The sequence below is a fragment of the Sulfurimonas sp. CVO genome (genome assembly GCF_009883775.1).
Classification (GTDB): domain Bacteria; phylum Campylobacterota; class Campylobacteria; order Campylobacterales; family Sulfurimonadaceae; genus Sulfurimonas; species Sulfurimonas xiamenensis.
The window spans coordinates 1,026,702-1,045,344 of sequence record NZ_CP033720.1 but is presented as its reverse complement, the minus strand read 5'-3'; the positions used below and the strand labels follow the sequence as shown (position 1 = coordinate 1,045,344).

General features: G+C 30.8%; 21 protein-coding genes. 9 read left to right on the top strand and 12 right to left on the bottom strand.

Features of this window, described 5'->3' with window-relative positions; genetic code table 11:
* Nucleotides 1-29 precede the first annotated feature (29 nt).
* Genes CVO_RS05310 through CVO_RS05300 form a run of 3 tightly spaced genes read left to right on the top strand, consistent with a single transcriptional unit; the run spans nt 30 to nt 1,981 of the window.
* Nucleotides 30-392 carry a hypothetical protein gene (locus CVO_RS05310; RefSeq protein ID WP_159570583.1) on the top strand — a complete coding sequence of 121 codons (363 nt, stop codon included), beginning with the start codon at nt 30-32 and terminating at the stop codon, nt 390-392.
* Nucleotides 392-1,567, top strand: coding sequence for a tyrosine-type recombinase/integrase (locus CVO_RS05305; RefSeq protein WP_159570580.1), 1,176 nt, complete (start codon nt 392-394; stop codon nt 1,565-1,567). Before CVO_RS05310 ends, CVO_RS05305 begins: the two co-directional genes overlap by 1 nt.
* Before the next feature lie 33 nt (nt 1,568-1,600).
* Nucleotides 1,601-1,981, top strand: coding sequence for a YbgC/FadM family acyl-CoA thioesterase (locus tag CVO_RS05300; RefSeq protein ID WP_159570577.1), 381 nt, complete (start codon nt 1,601-1,603; stop codon nt 1,979-1,981).
* Here the strand turns inward: CVO_RS05300 and CVO_RS05295 are convergent.
* From CVO_RS05295 to CVO_RS05285, 3 genes are all read right to left on the bottom strand, one after another.
* The gene (locus CVO_RS05295) at nt 1,961-3,214 is read right to left on the bottom strand and encodes a hypothetical protein (RefSeq protein WP_159570574.1); all 1,254 of its coding nucleotides are present in this window, start codon (nt 3,212-3,214) and stop codon (nt 1,961-1,963) included. The genes CVO_RS05300 and CVO_RS05295 overlap by 21 nt on opposite strands.
* Nucleotides 3,211-3,867, bottom strand: a complete 657-nt coding sequence (locus tag CVO_RS05290; RefSeq protein WP_159570571.1) for a uracil-DNA glycosylase — start codon at nt 3,865-3,867, stop codon at nt 3,211-3,213. The genes CVO_RS05295 and CVO_RS05290 overlap by 4 nt, the downstream gene beginning before the upstream one ends.
* Nucleotides 3,868-3,996: 129 nt before the next feature.
* Entirely contained in the window at nt 3,997-4,383 is a 387-nt protein-coding gene (locus tag CVO_RS05285; protein WP_159570568.1) for a class II SORL domain-containing protein, read from the bottom strand.
* 166 nt (nt 4,384-4,549) lie between these two features.
* Between CVO_RS05285 and glyS the strand changes: the two genes are divergently transcribed.
* On the top strand, nt 4,550-6,571 hold the full coding sequence (gene glyS, locus CVO_RS05280) for a glycine--tRNA ligase subunit beta (protein WP_159570565.1): 2,022 nt from the start codon (nt 4,550-4,552) through the stop codon (nt 6,569-6,571).
* A gap of 37 nt (nt 6,572-6,608) precedes the next feature.
* Here glyS and CVO_RS05275 read toward each other — a convergent pair whose 3' ends face one another.
* Entirely contained in the window at nt 6,609-7,343 is a 735-nt protein-coding gene (locus tag CVO_RS05275; RefSeq protein ID WP_159570562.1) for a hypothetical protein, read from the bottom strand.
* A 59-nt stretch (nt 7,344-7,402) separates the two neighbouring features.
* Here CVO_RS05275 and CVO_RS05270 point away from each other — a divergent pair, with 59 nt between their 5' ends.
* Together CVO_RS05270 and CVO_RS05265 are read left to right on the top strand one after the other, a co-directional pair.
* The gene (locus CVO_RS05270) at nt 7,403-8,149 is read left to right on the top strand and encodes an ElyC/SanA/YdcF family protein (RefSeq protein WP_159570559.1); all 747 of its coding nucleotides are present in this window, start codon (nt 7,403-7,405) and stop codon (nt 8,147-8,149) included.
* A gap of 97 nt (nt 8,150-8,246) precedes the next feature.
* Entirely contained in the window at nt 8,247-10,067 is a 1,821-nt protein-coding gene (locus tag CVO_RS05265) for a sensor domain-containing diguanylate cyclase (protein WP_159570556.1), read from the top strand.
* Nucleotides 10,068-10,072: 5 nt separating this feature from the next.
* Here CVO_RS05265 and truA read toward each other — a convergent pair whose 3' ends face one another.
* The 5 genes from truA to coaBC all read right to left on the bottom strand — a co-directional run bounded on the left by truA (nt 10,073) and on the right by coaBC (nt 14,648).
* Nucleotides 10,073-10,786 carry a tRNA pseudouridine(38-40) synthase TruA gene (gene truA / locus CVO_RS05260; protein ID WP_159570553.1) on the bottom strand — a complete coding sequence of 238 codons (714 nt, stop codon included), beginning with the start codon at nt 10,784-10,786 and terminating at the stop codon, nt 10,073-10,075.
* The gene (locus tag CVO_RS05255; RefSeq protein ID WP_152299236.1) at nt 10,787-11,806 is read right to left on the bottom strand and encodes an LptF/LptG family permease; all 1,020 of its coding nucleotides are present in this window, start codon (nt 11,804-11,806) and stop codon (nt 10,787-10,789) included. It abuts the gene before it with no gap.
* A complete protein-coding gene (locus tag CVO_RS05250; RefSeq protein WP_159570550.1) occupies nt 11,806-12,621 on the bottom strand; it encodes a prepilin peptidase in 816 nt (271 codons plus the stop codon). The genes CVO_RS05255 and CVO_RS05250 overlap by 1 nt, the downstream gene beginning before the upstream one ends.
* Nucleotides 12,621-13,298, bottom strand: coding sequence for a polyprenyl diphosphate synthase (gene uppS / locus CVO_RS05245; RefSeq protein ID WP_159570547.1), 678 nt, complete (start codon nt 13,296-13,298; stop codon nt 12,621-12,623). The genes CVO_RS05250 and uppS overlap by 1 nt, the downstream gene beginning before the upstream one ends.
* Nucleotides 13,299-13,373: 75 nt before the next feature.
* Nucleotides 13,374-14,648 carry a bifunctional phosphopantothenoylcysteine decarboxylase/phosphopantothenate--cysteine ligase CoaBC gene (gene coaBC / locus CVO_RS05240; protein WP_159570544.1) on the bottom strand — a complete coding sequence of 425 codons (1,275 nt, stop codon included), beginning with the start codon at nt 14,646-14,648 and terminating at the stop codon, nt 13,374-13,376.
* A gap of 233 nt (nt 14,649-14,881) precedes the next feature.
* Here coaBC and CVO_RS05235 point away from each other — a divergent pair, with 233 nt between their 5' ends.
* A complete protein-coding gene (locus CVO_RS05235; RefSeq protein ID WP_152299240.1) occupies nt 14,882-15,472 on the top strand; it encodes a class I SAM-dependent methyltransferase in 591 nt (196 codons plus the stop codon).
* 14 nt (nt 15,473-15,486) lie between these two features.
* Here CVO_RS05235 and CVO_RS05230 read toward each other — a convergent pair whose 3' ends face one another.
* Entirely contained in the window at nt 15,487-15,810 is a 324-nt protein-coding gene (locus CVO_RS05230; RefSeq protein WP_152299241.1) for an MTH1187 family thiamine-binding protein, read from the bottom strand.
* A gap of 66 nt (nt 15,811-15,876) precedes the next feature.
* Between CVO_RS05230 and CVO_RS05225 the strand changes: the two genes are divergently transcribed.
* Together CVO_RS05225 and CVO_RS05220 are read left to right on the top strand one after the other, a co-directional pair.
* Nucleotides 15,877-16,560: a Crp/Fnr family transcriptional regulator gene (locus CVO_RS05225; RefSeq protein ID WP_152299242.1), complete on the top strand. Its 684-nt coding sequence runs from the start codon at nt 15,877-15,879 to the stop codon at nt 16,558-16,560.
* A 58-nt stretch (nt 16,561-16,618) separates the two neighbouring features.
* Complete coding sequence (locus tag CVO_RS05220; protein ID WP_152299243.1) at nt 16,619-17,065, top strand: Hsp20/alpha crystallin family protein; 447 nt, start codon at nt 16,619-16,621, stop codon at nt 17,063-17,065.
* Nucleotides 17,066-17,094: 29 nt separating this feature from the next.
* On the opposite strand, the gene CVO_RS05215 is transcribed toward CVO_RS05220, so the two are convergent.
* Both CVO_RS05215 and CVO_RS05210 read right to left on the bottom strand, forming a co-directional pair.
* On the bottom strand, nt 17,095-17,628 hold the full coding sequence (locus CVO_RS05215) for a hypothetical protein (protein WP_159570541.1): 534 nt from the start codon (nt 17,626-17,628) through the stop codon (nt 17,095-17,097).
* A gap of 47 nt (nt 17,629-17,675) precedes the next feature.
* On the bottom strand, nt 17,676-18,578 hold the full coding sequence (locus CVO_RS05210; RefSeq protein WP_152299245.1) for a uroporphyrinogen-III synthase: 903 nt from the start codon (nt 18,576-18,578) through the stop codon (nt 17,676-17,678).
* Nucleotides 18,579-18,643 lie beyond the last annotated feature (65 nt).

Sequence of the window (18,643 nt, the reverse complement as noted above, 5' to 3'; positions counted from 1 at the left end):
GAATGTATTGTAGTAATAGGAGGAAGATTATGTATGACGGACAAAAATTAGATTTATTACTAGCAAAATTTGAAGATATACAAGATACTTTGCAAATGTTTATGCCAAATCTACAGCTCAAAAGAAATGTTTTGACATTTTTAGACATTACAGAGCCTACACTCAACCACTATATAAGAAACGGTGTTTTAGAAGAGGGGCTACATTATGAAAAAGTTGGCAAAAATAAACTTCGTTTCATTCCTGAAGCAATTATTGCATTTAAAAAATCAGGTATAAAAAGACAAGTGGAGATGAAAAAACCTCTCAAAGTCGAGATTGAAGAAAAACCAGTGATTTTGTCAAATCCAAATGCAAAAAAGATGTTTGAGAAAATGAAGAGGGCAGGATGATGAAAAAGCAAAAATCTGTTAAATATATCTATCAAGATGTTAGATTTAGGATTATTGAGCGAAGTGGTCATTGGAATTTGGATTTTTTCATTGATAATAAGCGACAAAGAAGAAGTACCTCTTTAAAAGCAAATAGCGATAATTTACTTATCATCAAAAAAGAGATTATCCCAGAGTTGATGCTAGGACTTACAGGTGCAAATATAGCCTTAGAAGAGGAGTTTGATGATCCAAAAGATATGACAGTGGAAGAGTTTGGAATAAAAAGCATAAATGCTAATAAACCAAATATTAAACCTCATGTATATGAGCGAAAAATGGCAGCTTTTAAAAACTATGTGGTTCCATATTTTGGAAAGACTAAAATAAGTGCTATAAAGCCTATGGATATTCAAGATTGGCAAAATAGATTGCTTACAACTCTCACACCATCAAGTGCTCAAAAGTATCGTTCAATCTTTTATAACATCTTACAAGATGCCTTTATCAATGAGATAATCGTTAAAAATCCAATGCAGTTAGTAAAAGCACCAAAACAAAAATCAAAGCAAAACACTTTATTTGATGAAGAAGAGGATGTGATGCCTTTTAACAATTCAGAGATTAAGCTTATTTTAGAAGATACACAACTTTTTGAACACAATAAAAACTTTTATAAACTGATGCTTTTTACAGGGATGCGACCAGGTGAAGCAGTTGCTCTTAGATGGCAAGATATACTCTTTGATAAAAAGCAAATCAAAATAATGCAAACAAGAGTTGCAGGAAAAGATGGCACACCAAAAACAATGTCATCTATGCGATATGTGGATATATTGCCTCAAACTTTGGAAGTGTTACTAAGCCAACAAAAGCTCACTGGAGATAAAGAGTATCTCTTTTATACAAGAAGTGGCAAAAGATATTTTTCACACGATACCCTTGCTGCTTCATTTAAAAGATTGCTTATTCGAAACAAAATCAAAGAGAGAGTTCTGTATAATCTTAGACATACATTTGCTTCACAGATGATAAGTCAAGGTGTTGATATAGTTTGGGTATCAAAAACTTTAGGTCATAAAGATGTCTCAATAACACTTTCAACATATACAAAATTTATCCAAGAAGATGAAGCAACAAGGTTTCAGAAATTAGAGAAATTTGGCACAATTTTTGACACATTGGCTAACTCTTAGCCGTCAAAGTGCCTTAATATAGAGGTTTATAAGGTGCAAATACGAGTTTATTACGAAGATACGGATGCGGGAGGAGTTGTATATCATTCAAATTATTTAAATTTTTGCGAAAGAGTTAGGAGTGAGTTGTTTTTTAAAAAAGGATTGACTCCTGTTTTAGAAAATGGTCATTTTGTTGCAAAAAAAATAGAAGCTGATTATATAATAAGTGCTAAACTTGGTGATGAACTGAAAGTTAAAACTGAACTGATAGAGATGAAAGGTGCTTCTTTCAAACTTTTGCAAACTATTTACAAAGAAAATAAAAAAATATTTGAGATGAAGATTACTTTGGTGTACATAACTTTTGGAGGTAAACCTCAAAAAATTACAAAAGAAGTTAAGGATCTTCTTTTATTGCTCTTTGTAAATTGATTTATAAGGGATAAATCTTGAAAAAGAGGGTTGAAGCAGTTCTATAGGATAGATCATTTGATTATTTTGGATTTCTATATCATACTCTCGTCTTTCTCCGTTTATAAGGTGAGAAAAGTAGTCTATTCCGACGCTAGTGGTGTAGTTGATCCAGTCATACATGATATCATTATCCAAAAGAGAGTTTGTTTCAATTAAAACATCTTTGTTCTGAGTTATAGAGTTTGCTATTATCATGTTTTTTCTATCTTGATACTGTGTCATAGAGAGCAGCAACGGATTATAATTTGTTTGAGTTGATAGTATATTTGTTGCATTTGTGTCATAAAGTGTAAGTTGAGATAAAATCATACCGCTTTTGATAATAGGCGTATTTATAAAAAATGATCCTGTGTTTATCTTTTCATTATCTTTTAGCTGCTTTTCCAGATTTGTTATTCTTTGAGGAATAGAAAATTTTATAACAGTTAAATTTTTGTTATTTCTTTGTAGTGTTGTATTTTCATCTTCGCTGTATTTATGCTTGAATTTATACTCTTGATAATAAGTTAGCTGCTGCCCGATTTCGGAGTTGTCATTAAATATTATAAGCGGAGAGAGTGCTTCTTTTAACAACAAATCACTTTGAGCGCGGTGATCTATCCCACCATAATAAAGATAACTAGATGTAGTGTTAGTATCTTTTTTATTTATAGTTGGAAAGTATATATTTATGTCTGGGTTAATGGTTGAAACAATCTCTTCACCTGTTTGAGTCAGTGGAGCGATAACATGGTAAAAGCCATCCTCTCGAATCTTGATTAGCGCTGTTAAAATTTCTTCATGACTTTCATCTTCAATATTATAACTTTTTAACTCATAGGGATGATTTTTTGACATTAAATAAGCAAATGATGCATTTGTTGTAGAAGCTGCATATCTGCCGATTTTTTTATAAGGCAGTAAAAGGGCGATGCGAATCTTGCTCTCTTGCATAAACCATTTTATATCAAGAGCAGATAGATATTTTGCTCTCTCTTTTTCTAACTCTTCATTAGCAAGTTTTTCATCCGCATGTGCTAAAAAAGAGAATATATAGCCATTATCAAGATGTTCTTGCAAACACTTTTCATCACACGGATAGGGGTCTAAGTTTTGTATACTTGTTTTTGGAAGCGCGATATTTGATATCAAAAAACTTTTTGCATAAAATACAAAAGGAAACAGTAGTATTAAAAAATATAGTTTTTTCATAAATAACTCTTTATAGTTTTTAAATCATTATATGCTATTTTTTTATCATCCGGATTTCTAAGCAGATGATTTGGATGGTAAATTGGAATCAATTTATAGCTTTTAAAGTCTATAACATGTCCTCGCACATTTTGAAAATTTTCATTTTCAGATGTAACTTTAGCATAAGCTTCTTTACCTAAAGTTACAATTATTTTTGGTTTTATAAATTCTATTTGTGAAAACAGGTAGTCTTTGCATGAATCCCACTCTGAATTTGAAGGAAGATTTGAATTTAGAGGTTTACATTTTATAGCATGAGTGAAGTAGATATCTTCTATTTTTAAGCTTAAAACATTCTCTATCATATTTTTTAGCATTTCACCGCTTCTGCCACAGTAGTATTTATTAGAACTATCTTCGGTTAAAGAGACTGTGTAGTCGATTATCATTAAATCAGCATTTGTGTTTCCATAGCCGCTCATGCTTTGAGATCTTGATTTGCTAAGATCGCATAAGTGACATGTTGATATATCTTTTGTCAATTCATCAAGATTATTAGATTTTTTATTGAAGCTTTTTTGATTTATCAAAAATGAATCGCTATATTCAAAACCAAGAGCTTTTAATCTGTATAAATTTTGAAGTAAAAGTAAATTTTGAAAAGAGTTCAACAATAACCTTTTGAAATTTAAAATGTTGATGTAAGTATATTTAAAGTGTGGTTAAAACATACTTTTAGAGAGTAAAAATTTAAGTAGTATTTTTATCAAGAGAGTAATTTCTCTTGATAAATAAAATGATTATTTGACTATTTCTACAACTTTTTCTGTTGATTCCCAAATACCATGTTTTGTACAGTATGCTTGAGCAGTAAGTTTAAGTTTGTTTCCTGTAGGTATAATATTAAATGTAACAGTTGCATGTGCTTTCATATTAGCTAATGTTCCTGGAACAAAATCAGCACGAGCCAAAAGAGTCTCGCCATTAAAAAGCGACATATTTGCTATATAGTGATCAAAATCATCCGGATGAGCATATTCATTTCCCATTTTAACTGTGACGCTAAACATCTCTCCCTCTTTTGCACTATCTTCACAGTGGATAAACGGAGAGTGTCTATCTATATAATCCTTTTTGCTTTCTCTCTCAACAGTATCTATATCAACATAACGATTGATTTTTGGCATATATAATCCTTTAAATTTTATTTATGCCATATTTTAGCCATAATCTTATTTACTTAAAACTTTACTAACACTCTATTTATGCAAATTAAGATTTGTTTAATTTATAAGCATTTAACAAAAATATAGATAAAATCGCGGTATTAATATTGAAATAAAGAGTCTGTTTATGATAAAACCATTACTAATAGAGATCGGTGTAGAAGAGCTTCCCGCGATTGCACTTTTAAAAGAGTTAAAAAATATTGAAAAAAAATATGCTGACATTTTAGAAAAAAATTCACTTTTATGTGAGTTTGAATTTTACTATACTCCTCGTCGTTTGGTTTTTTGGCATAGAGAGTTTAAAACAAAACAAGACGATAGCAGCGAAGAGTTTTTCGGGGCTCCTGTAGAAATTGCTTATAAAGATGCTAAGCCAACACCTGCCGCGCTTGGTTTTGCTAAAAAATGCGGTGTAAAAATTGATGAGATCGGTTCTGTGCAAAAAGGTGCAAAAGAGGTTCTTTACTACAAAAAAGAGTTAAAGGGAAAACCTTCAGCTGAAATTTTATCTGATATTATAAATACATTGATAAAATCTTTGGATTTTGGCAAATCAATGAGATGGGGGAGTTTAAAAGATAGTTTTATTCGTCCTATTCGCTGGGTAAATGTACTTTTGGGTGATGAGTTGGTAGATGTAGAACTTTTTGGCGTTAAATCAAAAAAAGAGACATTTGTTCACCGTATCAGCAATTTTAATTCTATTGAAATTAGTGGAATTAAAGAGTATTTTGAAGTATTACAAGAGGGTGGTGTTACACTTTTTCCTGAACTAAGACGAGAAAATATTTTAAATAATTTTTCTTCACTTGAAAAGGATAATGAAATTACAATCGAGATAGATGAAGATTTGCTAAATGAAGTAGTGGCTATTACTGAGCATCCTACTGCTTTGCTTGGTTCATTTGACGAAGAGTTTTTAAAACTTCCTCCTGAAGTAATTATTACTTCTATGAAAGAGCATCAAAGATATTTTCCGGTTTTTAAAGATGCTAAATTGATAAATAAATTTGTTGTTGTATCTAATGCATTTACAGATAATTTTTCTAAAGTAATAGAAGGAAATGAGAGAGTTTTACGCCCTCGTTTGGCAGATGCACTTTTTTTCTATAACAATGATTTGAAAAATGGATTGAGTATTAAAGGTCTGGAAAAAGTTGTATTTATGAAAGGTCTTGGAAGTGTTGCCGATAAAATAGAGCGTGAGAGAAAAATAGCAAATACTCTTTTTGAGATGTATAAGCCAAAAGATGCAAGCAAAGAGATTCTTGAACGCGCAATATCTTTGGCAAAAGCTGATTTAATGAGTGAGATGGTATATGAATTTACTGAGCTTCAAGGACTTATGGGTTATTATTATGCAAAAGAGGCGGGAGAGAGCGAAGCAGTAGCAATCGCTATAAAAGAGCAGTATCTTCCAAACGGAGAAGAGAGCGCACTTCCTTCAACACCCCTGAGCGCTATTGTTGCGATGAGTTTAAAGCTTGATACCCTTATAGGATTATTTAGTATAAATCAGATTCCTACAGGTTCTCGTGACCCTTTCGCACTGCGCCGTGCAGTAAACGGACTTATTAGAATAACAAAAGAGTATGACTTTAAATTTGATATAATTGAAACTTTGACGCTTTTAAGCAAAGAGTATAGATCTTTTGATATCTCAAAACTTGAAGCATTTTTCTTAGAGAGATTAAAACAGTACTTTAGAGTAAATCCATCAATTGTAGAGGCAGTCCTTGCTTCGGGCGAAAGAGAACTTCTTGCAATAGGCAAAAAGATAGAAGCTCTTGAAATCATGATAAATAGCGACGGTTTTGATGAAGCATTTTCAACATTTAAAAGAGTTGCAAATATTACAAAAGATATTGATATGTCAAAAGAATTCACTGTTGATTCAAAACTCTTTGAAAAAGGGGAAGAAGAGGCGTTGTTTGCCAGATACAGTGAAGTTTCTCAAGTTAAATACAAATCATATGAAGAGGAATTAGATGCGCTTTTAGGTCTTAAACCTGAACTTGATAAATTTTTTGATGAAGTTATGGTAAATGCTGAAGATGAAAAAATTAGAAATAACAGAAAATCTTTAATTGCAGCTATATATAAAAGTATTTTGCAAATTGCAGATATTAAAGAGGTGAGTATTTAACTCATCTTTTTAAATATCTTTTTTTTTATTGTATTTTTTAGCCTATTTTTACGATAGATGGAGGATATGAGGAAAATGCTTTTTTAAAAGCATTTGCTCTTACTTCTTTAAGTTTTCCGGTTGCAACCGGCGGTATAAAATATGCCAACTCCTGACTCTCTTTGGCGTCATGATTATTATCATATATAAATGATATCTCTTTTCCTAGCTTAGCAGCCTGTGCAGCGATATTTCTAGCGTAGGCTATAATATTTTTATGATGTCTGTCAAATTTGTTTCCTGAACCGAAAAAGACAAATTTACCACTTAGGCGGATATTTAAATAGTCGTGGTAATTAAGCTCTTTATCATATCTGGTAAGTTGATTGCTTGTATACTTGTCTAAGTCGGCATCAAACTCTTCTAAAATAGGAGTCGGCTCTATATCGGCTTTGTTTAGGTTAAAAAGATATTTTATCTCTATAAGTTTGCCTCTGTAACCATCTTTTATAGACGAGGCAAACAGGTTGCAGTTTTTGTCAAAATTGAGTTCACAATATTTTCCGTCAAACAGATAGCCTTGAGATGCAAGTTTTGAGTTGTTGTTATATCCAACGGGTGAGAGAGTCGGGTTGTATAAAAATATGGTTCCCGCAACAGTTTTACGCTTTTTCTGAAGCATTTTTTCCAGTTGCTCTACATCCATGATTTCATCTGCTTGGGGTATGTAAATATATTGCTCTGATATATATTCTATATCGAAATTTGTTGAAAATTTTCCAAATGCCTGCAAATTAAATCCTGTTAAGTTTATTGGAATTATACTATAATTCTGCAAGGAGTGGTGGAGCAGTGGAACTTGAATTTTTTTTAAAGAAATTTGTGACTTTTTTTGTTGAGCCATTAGGTATGGTTTTGTCACTTTTTGCTATTGGAATCTACTTTGTATTTACAAATAAGATAAATTTTGCAAAACTGTTTTTAGGTTTGTCATTTGGTCTTTTGCTTCTTTTCTCATATCAGCCGTTTTCAAATTTTTTAGTAAAAAATTTAGAAAATCAGTATTTGAAATATGACTATAAACAGCAGGTAAAATACATACATGTATTGGGTAGTTCCCACAACACGGACAACTCTCAGCCGATATCATCCAATATCGGCGATTCAGGGACTAAAAGGATACTCGAAGGAGTTATTATCCATTTTAGAACTCCCGGCTCTAAACTTATATTTACCGGATTTGAAGGCGAAACAGAGATTTCAAATGCTAAAATGAATGCTAAACTTGCCATTGCGCTTGGTGTTAAAGAAGAAAATATTATAATAAACTCTAAACCAAAAGATACAAAAGAAGAGGCTGTTTTTGTTAAAAGCATAGTAGGAAATGAAGCTTTTGTTTTGGTAACATCAGCTACACATATGCCAAGATCTATAAAATTATTTAAAACACTCGGATTAAATCCAGTTGCAGCACCAACAGATTTTCATAAAGATGAATCTGCAAAATTTTTTACTGCTCCTCGTATTATTGCATTAAAGAATTCAAAAATGGCAACACATGAATATATAGGCATTATTTGGTCAATGTTAAAAAAATAGATTTCATGGTAAAAAAAGAAAACTTTTTGCTATATTTTTATATTATATCATTTAAATATTATAGATATAATGTATAAAATATGAGGGATTTTTTTTAATGTATAACAAGTTTAAATTTTTAATTTTTAATTTTTTTATAATAGCTGGAATAGTTAGTGGAGTAAGTGCTGCAGATCTTCTTAAAGTAAATGACAAAACACAAAAAGTAGATATCTCTCTCTACTCGGAAATATTTATTGACGCTCAAAATCATTTTTCTTATGAAGATGTGCGTACAAATCTCTTTAGTGAAAATTTTAAACCTCTAAATTTGCACTCATTATCTGAATATAATGTAAATGATACTATCTGGATGAGATTTAATATAAGCAATGTTGATGAGAACCCTTTTTTTGGTAAAATAGAAATGCCTATATCGTGGATTAATAATATAAAGACATATGTTGTAGCAGATGATGAGACAGATGAAAAAAATCCTGTTTCAACTCTTTTATCTGAAAAAAAAGAGATTACAGGAAGATCTTTTTTTCTTCCTCTGACAATAGAACCTTTTCAAACTCTTACTGTTTACATAAAAGCAAAAAATGCAAATAGTATATCTTTTACTCTCTGGCTTTATTCTGATGAAAATGCAGCAGAACGCTTAACATATATTACAATGTTAAATGGTTCACTTATCGGCATAGTATTGATTATGCTTTTTTATAATATACATATTTTTTTCATCCTTAAAAATAAAAGTTATTTGTATTTTGCACTCTATTTAGCAAGTTTATTCTTTTTAATTAACACATATTATGGAAGTAATCTTCAACTTTTATGGAGTTATGATGCACCACTTAATGAAAATACCTTTTATCCAATAATCGCTTTTAACTTTTTTGCAGGTTTGCTTTTTACAAGAAATTTTTTAAACACAAATAGAGAATTTCCTAAAGCTGATAAACTTTTATTGTTTTTGATGGGCTCGTCTGTAGCATTTGGTGTTTTTGCCTTTATGTTGGGAAATAATTTTACCGTTATATATGTTGCACTCTTTTTAACAATAATATATTTTTTATTTTTACTCTTTTTATCTCTCTTTTCATTGAAAAAGAAGATTGCAGGAAGCGTTTATCTGCTGCTTGGATGGCTTTTTTTAGCAGTTGGACAAATTATAGCATCAATGATGATTTTAGGTTTTGTTGATTACAGTGACTTTATATATGATTTGTACGGGATTGTAGTTGTACTTAATATTCTTATGATTTCATTTGCATTTATTTTAGATATCAAATATAAAGAGATGCAGTATAAATCTGAAATCGAAAAAAGTTATGAAATAACAAACAGACTTAATGTGTCAAAGAGAGAGTTGAGAGAGTTAAGCGAAAAGCTAAAAAACAAAATTGAGAGACAGGAGAAAGTGCTCTCAGAAAAAAATAACAGTAGTGCAAAATCTTTGATAAAAGATGAGGTAACAAGACTATATAATAAAACGAAACTTGAAGAAGTTTTAACGCAAGAGCTTCATAGAAAAAAAAGATATAACAGTGAGTTTAGCATAGCAGTTATAAATATTGACAATATGAAAAACATAAATGATAAGTATGATTATCAAGTTGGAAACTCAGTGATGAAGGAGATGGCTGATTTGTTTATGCATAATATTCGTTATTTGGATACAGTCGGTCGCTGGAGTGAAAAAGAGTATCTTGTTATATATCCGGAAGCAAAGGGTGAGCAGGCGTATTTAGCTGCACAAAAGCTTCACAAGTTAGTAGAAGAGGCTAAATTCTTTTTTGTAGGAAAAGTTACAGCAAGTTTTGGAGTAGCTAATTCTCATAGAGATGACACCTTGCAAGATATAATGAAAAGAGCTTATGAAGCTTTGGAAAAAGCCCAAGAGGAGGGCGGTAACAGGGTGGAAATAGTGTAAAACTATTATTTATATTTGATTTTTGCTAAATACAAACCGTTACTTTTGGCAGGTTTTGTTTTATACTTTTTTTTACATCTAAGCTGCTCTTTTATCTCTTGCTCATTAAGACTTAAAAGAGCCCCAACCATTAATCTTATCTGGCTTCTAAGAAATCCGTTTGCTTCAAAGTTGAGTACTATAAATCCTTTGTATCTATATGCAAATGCTTTATAGATAACTCTTGTTGTTGTTTTCACGCCGCTTCCGTTTTTCATAAAGTATTTAAAATCAAAACTGCCTTGAAAGAGTTTTATATTTTGCTCTATTTTTTTAAAATCAATACTCTCTAAGAAAGTTACAAAATTATTTTCAAAAGGATTTCTCTCACCCTCTTTTATAATGTATCTATAAACTCTCTTTTTAGCGCTGTATCTTGCATGAAAATCATTATCTACCTCTCTTACGCTTTTTACATATATAGATGAAGGAAGCATCTCATTTAGGACTTTTTTAAGTTTTTTTAAATCACTCCAAAATATAGGCAAATCAATATGACAAACTTGTCCTGTAGCATGAACTCCTTTGTCTGTGCGTCCGCTTGCTGTTATTTTTGATTCTATATGCAGTTTATGCAAAACATTTTCCAGTTGCCCAAGTATAGTGTTGGCTGAGCTTTTTTGTGTTTGCGAACCTAAAAAATCAGTGCCGTTATAGGCAATAGTTAACGCACATCTCATTTAAAACTTGGCAACGATTGTTCTTTTGTAAATTATGTATGTAGCTAGCAGCCATCCAAAAACTAGAACCGGTATAGTGTATGCAAAAAGCACTAATTGAAGTGATATAGCTAAGGCATAGTAGATTGTAATTCCTAAAAATAAAAATAGATAAATTTTTCCTTTCTGATGTCTTACATGTACAATTCCTATGCTGGCAATAAGAAATAGACTTAGAAGCGGAAAAAGGGAAAATAAAATATTTGTTATCAATTTTTTCTCTATTTTAGCAGATTGTTCTTTAGGAAACCAGTAGTCCATAGGTGCCTGATACTTATCTAAATCAGTTTTCATGGTATCATTAATATACATAGTTTTAAAATCAATCTGCGTAAATTTTTCTTCTGAATAACTATAACCTTCTCCGGATGTTAGTTTAAGCCGTAAAATTCCAGAATCATTTATAATTTCAGCTTTTTGTGCGCCTATTAGAACCTCTTCTTCTTGTTTTTTGTTAAACAATATTACCTGAGAGTAGGTTCCATCTGATTTTTCTTCTCCTATATATAGCAGCCATTCACCAAATTTATGACCAAATTCTGAAGCTGAGAGATTAAATTTTGCTTCACTTTTTTTATAGGATATAAAGTTGCTTGATAGTGTTTTTGCATGTGGAAAAAGTATGAAAAAGTTAAATAAAAGTAAAATAGAAAGAAAAAGAGCGGGTGTAAAAAGTGTTTTTAAAATAAATTTTGGGTGGATTCCAAGAGCAAAAAGAACAATTATCTCATTATCATTTGAAAGTTTAAAAAGAGTAAGCGCTGCTGCCACAAAAAAGGATATTGGAAGTGTATAAAAAAGAAGTTCGGGCAGCATAAAGAAAAAAAGTTTGCTCATTTCAAACAGTGATAACTGAATAATAGCTGTATAAGTTGCCATTTTTATAAGAAAAACTATAGATGCAATAGAAAAAAGCGGCAAAAATATAGATAAAAATAGGATAGAAAGAGATTTTTTTATATAATTTTGTAGTATTTTCATTAGTAGTTTGCCTCTATGTATCTTAAAATGGGACTGTCAAATATATAAACTATAAATGTCGCCATAGCTAAAAAGGGTACAAAAGGGACTCTTTGTTCCTCTTTTGATCTCTTTATCACAATCAGCATTACAGGCAGCGCTAAAAGTGCTGAGAAAAATATAGCGACTAATGCAAGTTTGATGCCAAGAAGCGCTCCCATTGTAGCTGCAACCATAATATCACCTTCTCCCATAGCTTCTATAAAAGGGTATGTATGATAATTTTTGCTCCATGAGGTTATAGTTTTTTTTGCATGTCTGTGAGCGGATGAAGTAAGCAGATAAGAGAGAGCAAATCTAAGCAAAGTAAATCCGCCTGCAAAAAGCAGGGCATTTTGAAAATTTAGAACAATTCCATCTAAATTCCATGCCCCCAGTATCGCAAAGATTAGGGCTAAAAGATTTAAAGAATCAGGAACCATTTTATACCTAAAATCTATTATAGAGAGTGCCAATAGTGTTAAAAAACTAAATCCGATGAAAAGAGCAGGAATACTTAACCCGAATTTGCTTGCCAAAGCTAAAAAAACAAACCCTGATATAAGCTCAATAAGCGGATATTGCATAGATATTTTTGAACCGCAAAATGAGCATTTTCCCTTTAAAAAAAGCCATGAAACTATCGGTATATTATGCCAAGGTTTTAAACTGTTTTTACATGCATTACAGTGAGAAGAGACAAAAATAACGCTTTCATCTTTTGGAAGTCTTAAAATAACTACATTTAAAAATGAACCAATAAGCACCCCCAGTATAAAAGCGATTATAAGCTCCACTATTTTAACCCTCCAAATCTTCTTTCAATTTTTGTAAAATTTTTTATGATTTTTTCAAATTCATTTATTGTGAAATCTGGCCAAAGTGTATCTGTAAAAAAAAGCTCTGCATAAGCGGCCTGCCAAAGCAAAAAGTTAGACAATCTTTGATCACCGCCTGTGCGAATAATCAAATCAACATTGTGTTTACAGTCAAGTGCATTTGAGAGCATAGCTTCTGTTATATTGTCATTACTGTTTTTTATCCTGTTTACAGCTCTTAGTATCTCATCGTGAGCACCGTAATTGAGTGCAAGTGATTGGATCAAGCCGTCACAGTGTAGAGTTTTTTCTTGAATATTTTCAATTTTTTGCTGCAGAGATTTTGAAAAGGCTCTAATATCACCTATCGGTTCAAATCTAATATTGTTTTGCAGATAATTTTCTACTTCGCTTTCTAAATATTTTTCTAAAAGTTTCATTAAAAACTCAACCTCTAAACGGGGTCTTTTCCAGTTTTCAGTTGAAAAAGCGTAAAGTGTTAATCTCTCAATATCTTCATTTTTTGAACAAAATTCCGTTATATTTCTAACAACCTTTGCACCAACCTCATGACCTTTGACTCTTTTTTTTCCTTTTTGCTCTGCCCAGCGACCATTGCCATCCATAATAATAGCTATATGTCTTGCTTTATTCATATCTTCATATCCAAAAATTGTTTAGTTTTTATTTTCTTATTGTATCTTTTTTTAAAGCATTTAATTTTAATATATTTATAATTTCTTTGCATGCTCTAAAATTTTAAATGCGACACTCAATTTATCCAAGAGAGGAATTGATTCGATTTTATCCGGCAGAATAAACTCTATTTTGTTTGTATTCGTTCCAAAGCTTGAAGAGTCTTTTAAAATATTTAAACAAACTGCATCAATCCCTTTCTTGTCAATCATTTTAGAAGCATTGGCAACGCCGTTTTTTTCATCCATTTCAGCTTTAAAACCGACGGTAACAATATCATTCTTATCTATAGAATTCAAAATATCGATATTTTGTTTTAATTTTAAATCCCATTCACTGCCAAGGGACTCTTTTTTTAATTTTCCATTCTGTGGATATGATGCAATATAGTCACTCACTGCAGCTGCCATAAAGAGATATGGTTTTTTTTGAATAATATGAATTTTTTCATCTCGCATAAGTGTCGCTTTTGAGAGTTTGCCCTTTTTGGCTATACGAATAGAGTCTGTTAAATACTCCAACATTTCTGAAGAACTTTCTACATCGATCTTATATAAATCTTGAGGCAGGTCTTTGTCAAATTTTGTAGAAATAAGATTGACATCTGCACCTTTGCAATAAAGAGCAGCAGCTAAAGCAGAAGCCATTTTCCCACTTGAAAAATTTGATATAAAACGAACATCATCTATCTTTTCAACAGTTCCGCCGCCTGTAACAATTACTCTTCTGTCCTCCCAAAATTCATCTTTAAGGAGAGCTTTTGCGCAGTGCCAGAAAATTTCCTGCGGTTCAGCCATAGCCCCGCTTCCGACGCTTTTGCATGCCAGCTCTTTTACCTGCGTATCTATAATTTCGTAGTTGGCAATGCCAAGCATCTTTAAGTTAGCTTTTGTAATTGGATTTTCCAGCATATTTGTATTTGCCGAAGGAGCGATTATTTTTACATGCGGATAGGCTAAAGCACATTGCGAGAGCATATTATCAGCTATAGCATTTGCTAATTTTGCAATGGTGTTTGCAGTCGCCGGAGCTATTAGAAATAGATCTGCCCATTCTCCGGCTTTTATGTGGTTATGATTGCTGTTATCTGTCCATGATTCATTAGTGTCATCTAAAACCTGATTTGAGGTAAGTGTTTCAAAAGATAGAGGCGTTACAAATTTTTTTGCAGCTTCACTCATTACAACCTTTACCTGGGCACCAGCTTTTGTCAGCAACCGCACAAGTTCAAGCGATTTGTATACTGCAATTGAGCCGGTAACACCCAAAAGTATCTTTTTATCTTTTAGTAAATCAGTTGGAATAAGCATCTTCTACCTTTTTTATTTATTTTGTATTTTAACACGAAAAAACTTAAGCAGCTTAATTTATAAAGTGAGTCGTCACGCTATCTTGAAAAATAAAATTAAAGTATAGTTTAGGTATTATACTTCGAATTTTAAAGCTCTTAAAATGTTAAATTTTAAAGATAGTAAAGAGATAGAAAAATTTATAATTTTAAAACAAAAAAGTTTTTGTAATTTTGTACGCAAGAGTAAGCCAAATGAGTAAAACAGCCAATATAGAATCTTTTCAAAAGTATTCAAAAGAGTATGAAGAGTGGTTTGAAAAGAATGATTTATTGTATCAAAATGAGTTAAAAATTGTAAAAGATATCATAGGCGATACTCAAAATGGTTTAGAGATTGGAATGGGAAGTGGCAGGTTTGCTATAAAACCCAATATTGTAATAGGTATTGAGCCTTCCAGTGAGATGAGAAAAATAGCACTCTCCAAAGGCTTGAATGTTATGAATGGTATTGCAGAAGATCTTCCGTTTAAATCACAAACATTTGATTTTGCAATGATGATAACATCTATTTGTTTTATAAAAAACCCGAAAAAATCTTTGAAAGAAGCTTTTAGAGTTATTAAAGATGGAGGTTTTTTGATTATAGGTTTTATAGACAAAAAATCAGAACTTGGAAAACAGTATGAGGAGAGTAAAAAAAAGAGTAAGTTTTATGCCAATGCAAAATTTTACTCTCTTGATGAGTTGATAAGTTTATGCAAAATAGCAGGATTTAATGATTTTAAAAAGTATGAAAATATAGATTCAGAGAATCCAATGACATTTTTAAAAATATATAAATAACAATATCTGCCTGTTTAGTGATTTATTTCTCTTTTTAAAATTTTTTCGACAGAGGCAATCTTTGTTTTGAGTCTGTTTTTTGTGTTTTTTCTAATGTCAAATTTTAACGATGAGTAGACTCTATCGCAATCTTGAAGCTGTTTATACGCCAGCTCTATAATAGCCAATGCTTCTTTCATAGTTTCTGTCTCAATTACGGTTCCCATAGGAGTTAATCGGTAAGACACCCCTGATTTATCAATTGCATCGATAATTTTACTAACATAGCTCGATACTGAAGAACCATCTACACACTCATTGGATGTCGGAAACATGCTGAATTCTAATAGTACTGACATTGAAAAATTTCCTTTTAAAGTATAAAATTGTATAAATTATATCAAAATATACAATGGATAATTTAAATGAAAACAAAATCTTTTGAAATTGAGCTGCTTCATAATGTTGACAAAGAGTTTAAAGATGATTTTTATAAATACTCAAAAACTTTGGAGTACTCCAAAGGCTCTTGTGCATTTTCTTCTGATGATTTGTTAAATTATTTTTATATAGTTCTAGATGGAAAAATAAAAACATATCAGATCAATTTTGAAAACTCTAAAGAGCAGACTATTTTTATCTATCAAAGAGGAGATATGTTTGATGTTATATCTCTGTTGGATGAAAAACCGCATGAAGTTATATATGAAGTTTTACAAGACTGCAGAGTTTTACGACTGCCTATCGAGAGAGTAAGGTACTGGATAAACAACAATCCTACTTTCAATAAAATTTTTTTCCCATATATTGCTTCTAAAATGAGATATATCGAAGATTTAGCAACAGAGTTGTCTTTGTATGATGTAAAAGACAGATTAATACATCTGCTTATTGAAAATTTAAATCCAAACAATAAATTTAAATATAGATTGCTGCAAAATCTTTCAAATAGTGAAGTTTCAAAACTTCTTGGAACAGTAAGACATGTACTTGAGAGAGTTTTAAAACAGCTAAAATCTGAAAATATTATACAAACAAGCAGAAAAAACATTAGAGTAAAAAATTTTCAAAAACTTTTAGATAAAACAACGAAAATGCTACTTAAGTAGCAAAATAATATTTTTAAATTTTATATCATTTCATTGATTTAAAAAAAAGGAGTTTGTAATGTTAATTTCAAGATATTTTAATCCAGTAGATCTATATAAAAAACAAAAAGAGATTGATTTGTTTAATGATTTTTTAAATTCTTTTGAAAAAAGAGAAGATATGAATGTTTTAGTTGATTTTAAGCCAGCTGTGAATACTAGAGAGGGCAAAGAAGCATATCATATAGATGTTGACTTGCCTGGAGTTAAAAAAGAGGATATAAATGTAGATGTTAAAGATAATATACTTATTATATCAGGGAAAAGAGAAACAAAGAGTGAAATAAAAAAGGATGAGTATTATAAAATAGAGAGCAGTTATGGAAAATTTCAAAGAAGTTTTACACTGCCTGAAAAAGTGGATTTAGAAAATATTAGTGCATCTTGTGAAGACGGTGTTTTAGAAGTTGTTATTCCAAAACTTCAAATAGAAGAAAATTCTGCTAAGAAGATTGAAATAAAGTAGCATAAGTATATCGCCAAATGCGATATACTTTAAAACATATTTACAACACCGTAGTCAAGCATCTCTTCAAACTGCTCTTCTGTAAGTACTGCTTTTACCTTTTCGATACAATTTAAATGTATTTTCGTAAGTTCAGCTCTTAATTTTGCTATCTCATCAACCATAGGGTAAAACTCACTCATCTTTGGAGTTTTGTGTTTAAAAGAGACTTTTTGCATAAGCTCAAGTTCAAGTTTTTTAACAACTAAAGCTTTTTTCGCGGCTTCTGACATCAACTCTTTTTTTATTTTAAGAATAGCATTGATCTGTTCTTCTGAAAGCTCTAAATTGGAGCTAGAGGAGTCATAAAGTGTCATTCCGACTAAATATGGAAGATTTTTCGGCATTAAAAAATAGTCTTTTGGAAAACTTTCTTTTGTTGTAAATGCTCCTACGGAGCCTGCCATTTTTTCCATTTTAACAACATCTTCAACCGGTGAAGGAAGATTTGGTTCTGCTGCTACACTAACACCAAATATAAGAATAGATAATGTAACTTTTGTCAATGTTTTTATAGATTTCATAAAAAATCCCCTTTAAAATATGGTATAAAAGTATTATACATTAATTTTTATCTACTTAGTTCAATGGCTTTTTTTACACAAGAATCTAAAGACGCTGTCTCAGAAAGAGTCGGTTTTATATAAGATGGAAAAAATTTTTTTGTTGTATGCCCGATAGAGATTGCTTTGTAGCTTGGATCCCAAGTGGCATTTTTTAAAAAACACTCTATTGTTGATGGAGAAGAAAAAATAATAACAGATTTTTTTGGAAGTTTTATCTTCTTTTTAAAGTTAATACAAACTGTTTTATAAACAATTGCTTCATCACAAACAATATCATTAGAATGAAGAATATCTACCATGTCTGAAACAACTCTCGAACCTCTTATATAGAGAACTTTTTTGTTTTTTAAAAGAGGAATTAATTCTGCTGCAAATTCATTTCCATGTTTTTCTTTACCAACAAATTTTAATTTTCCTCCCATATCGCTGGCAATTTTTGCAGTTTCTGGAGCAATAACATACAGAGGTTTTGTTTTCCATGCATGTGTATAAGAATCTAGTGAGTAAATAGCATTTTTTGATGTAAAAATAAGTGCATCATAGCTAGAAAAATCGATATTTGTTTTAATCGTTTCTATTTTAATAACCGGTAAATTTTTAGCCCATTTGACCTTTTTATCACTGAGTATATAGATATTTAAGTTGCTGTTTTTGATTTTTTGTACAAATGAGTTTATATATCTTTTAATTTTTGATGTTAATGAATCTTTGCTATTTAAAACCAATGATTTGTTTTCATTAATAAAAAAAGGAATATGATTTTTACTAAGAAAATGTGTGATTTTTATTAGCTCTTCATAGATATGTTCATTGGAAAAATTTTTGTCCAGTATAAAAGAGTTGCTTTTTTTATCATACTCATAATAGATAAGATTTAATGATTCTATGGATTTTTTTATATTTTTCATAAAACAGATGATAACATCATATGAGTAAATATTTTTCTAAAAAATATTTACTCAATGGGTATATA

Excerpts from the sequence above, each read along its gene's own strand:
- CVO_RS05310 (WP_159570583.1), top strand. The coding sequence starts at position 30 with ATGTATGACGGACAAAAATTAGATTTATTACTAGCAAAATTTGAAGAT.
- CVO_RS05305 (WP_159570580.1), top strand. The coding sequence starts at position 392 with ATGAAAAAGCAAAAATCTGTTAAATATATCTATCAAGATGTTAGATTT.
- CVO_RS05295 (WP_159570574.1), bottom strand. The coding sequence starts at position 3,214 with ATGAAAAAACTATATTTTTTAATACTACTGTTTCCTTTTGTATTTTAT.
- CVO_RS05285 (WP_159570568.1), bottom strand. The coding sequence starts at position 4,383 with ATGCCAAAAATCAATCGTTATGTTGATATAGATACTGTTGAGAGAGAA.
- glyS (WP_159570565.1), top strand. The coding sequence starts at position 4,550 with ATGATAAAACCATTACTAATAGAGATCGGTGTAGAAGAGCTTCCCGCG.
- CVO_RS05265 (WP_159570556.1), top strand. The coding sequence starts at position 8,247 with ATGTATAACAAGTTTAAATTTTTAATTTTTAATTTTTTTATAATAGCT.
- truA (WP_159570553.1), bottom strand. The coding sequence starts at position 10,786 with ATGAGATGTGCGTTAACTATTGCCTATAACGGCACTGATTTTTTAGGT.
- CVO_RS05255 (WP_152299236.1), bottom strand. The coding sequence starts at position 11,806 with ATGAAAATACTACAAAATTATATAAAAAAATCTCTTTCTATCCTATTT.
- uppS (WP_159570547.1), bottom strand. The coding sequence starts at position 13,298 with ATGAATAAAGCAAGACATATAGCTATTATTATGGATGGCAATGGTCGC.
- coaBC (WP_159570544.1), bottom strand. The coding sequence starts at position 14,648 with ATGCTTATTCCAACTGATTTACTAAAAGATAAAAAGATACTTTTGGGT.
- CVO_RS05235 (WP_152299240.1), top strand. The coding sequence starts at position 14,882 with ATGAGTAAAACAGCCAATATAGAATCTTTTCAAAAGTATTCAAAAGAG.
- CVO_RS05230 (WP_152299241.1), bottom strand. The coding sequence starts at position 15,810 with ATGTCAGTACTATTAGAATTCAGCATGTTTCCGACATCCAATGAGTGT.
- CVO_RS05225 (WP_152299242.1), top strand. The coding sequence starts at position 15,877 with ATGAAAACAAAATCTTTTGAAATTGAGCTGCTTCATAATGTTGACAAA.
- CVO_RS05220 (WP_152299243.1), top strand. The coding sequence starts at position 16,619 with ATGTTAATTTCAAGATATTTTAATCCAGTAGATCTATATAAAAAACAA.
- CVO_RS05215 (WP_159570541.1), bottom strand. The coding sequence starts at position 17,628 with ATGAAATCTATAAAAACATTGACAAAAGTTACATTATCTATTCTTATA.
- CVO_RS05210 (WP_152299245.1), bottom strand. The coding sequence starts at position 18,578 with ATGAAAAATATAAAAAAATCCATAGAATCATTAAATCTTATCTATTAT.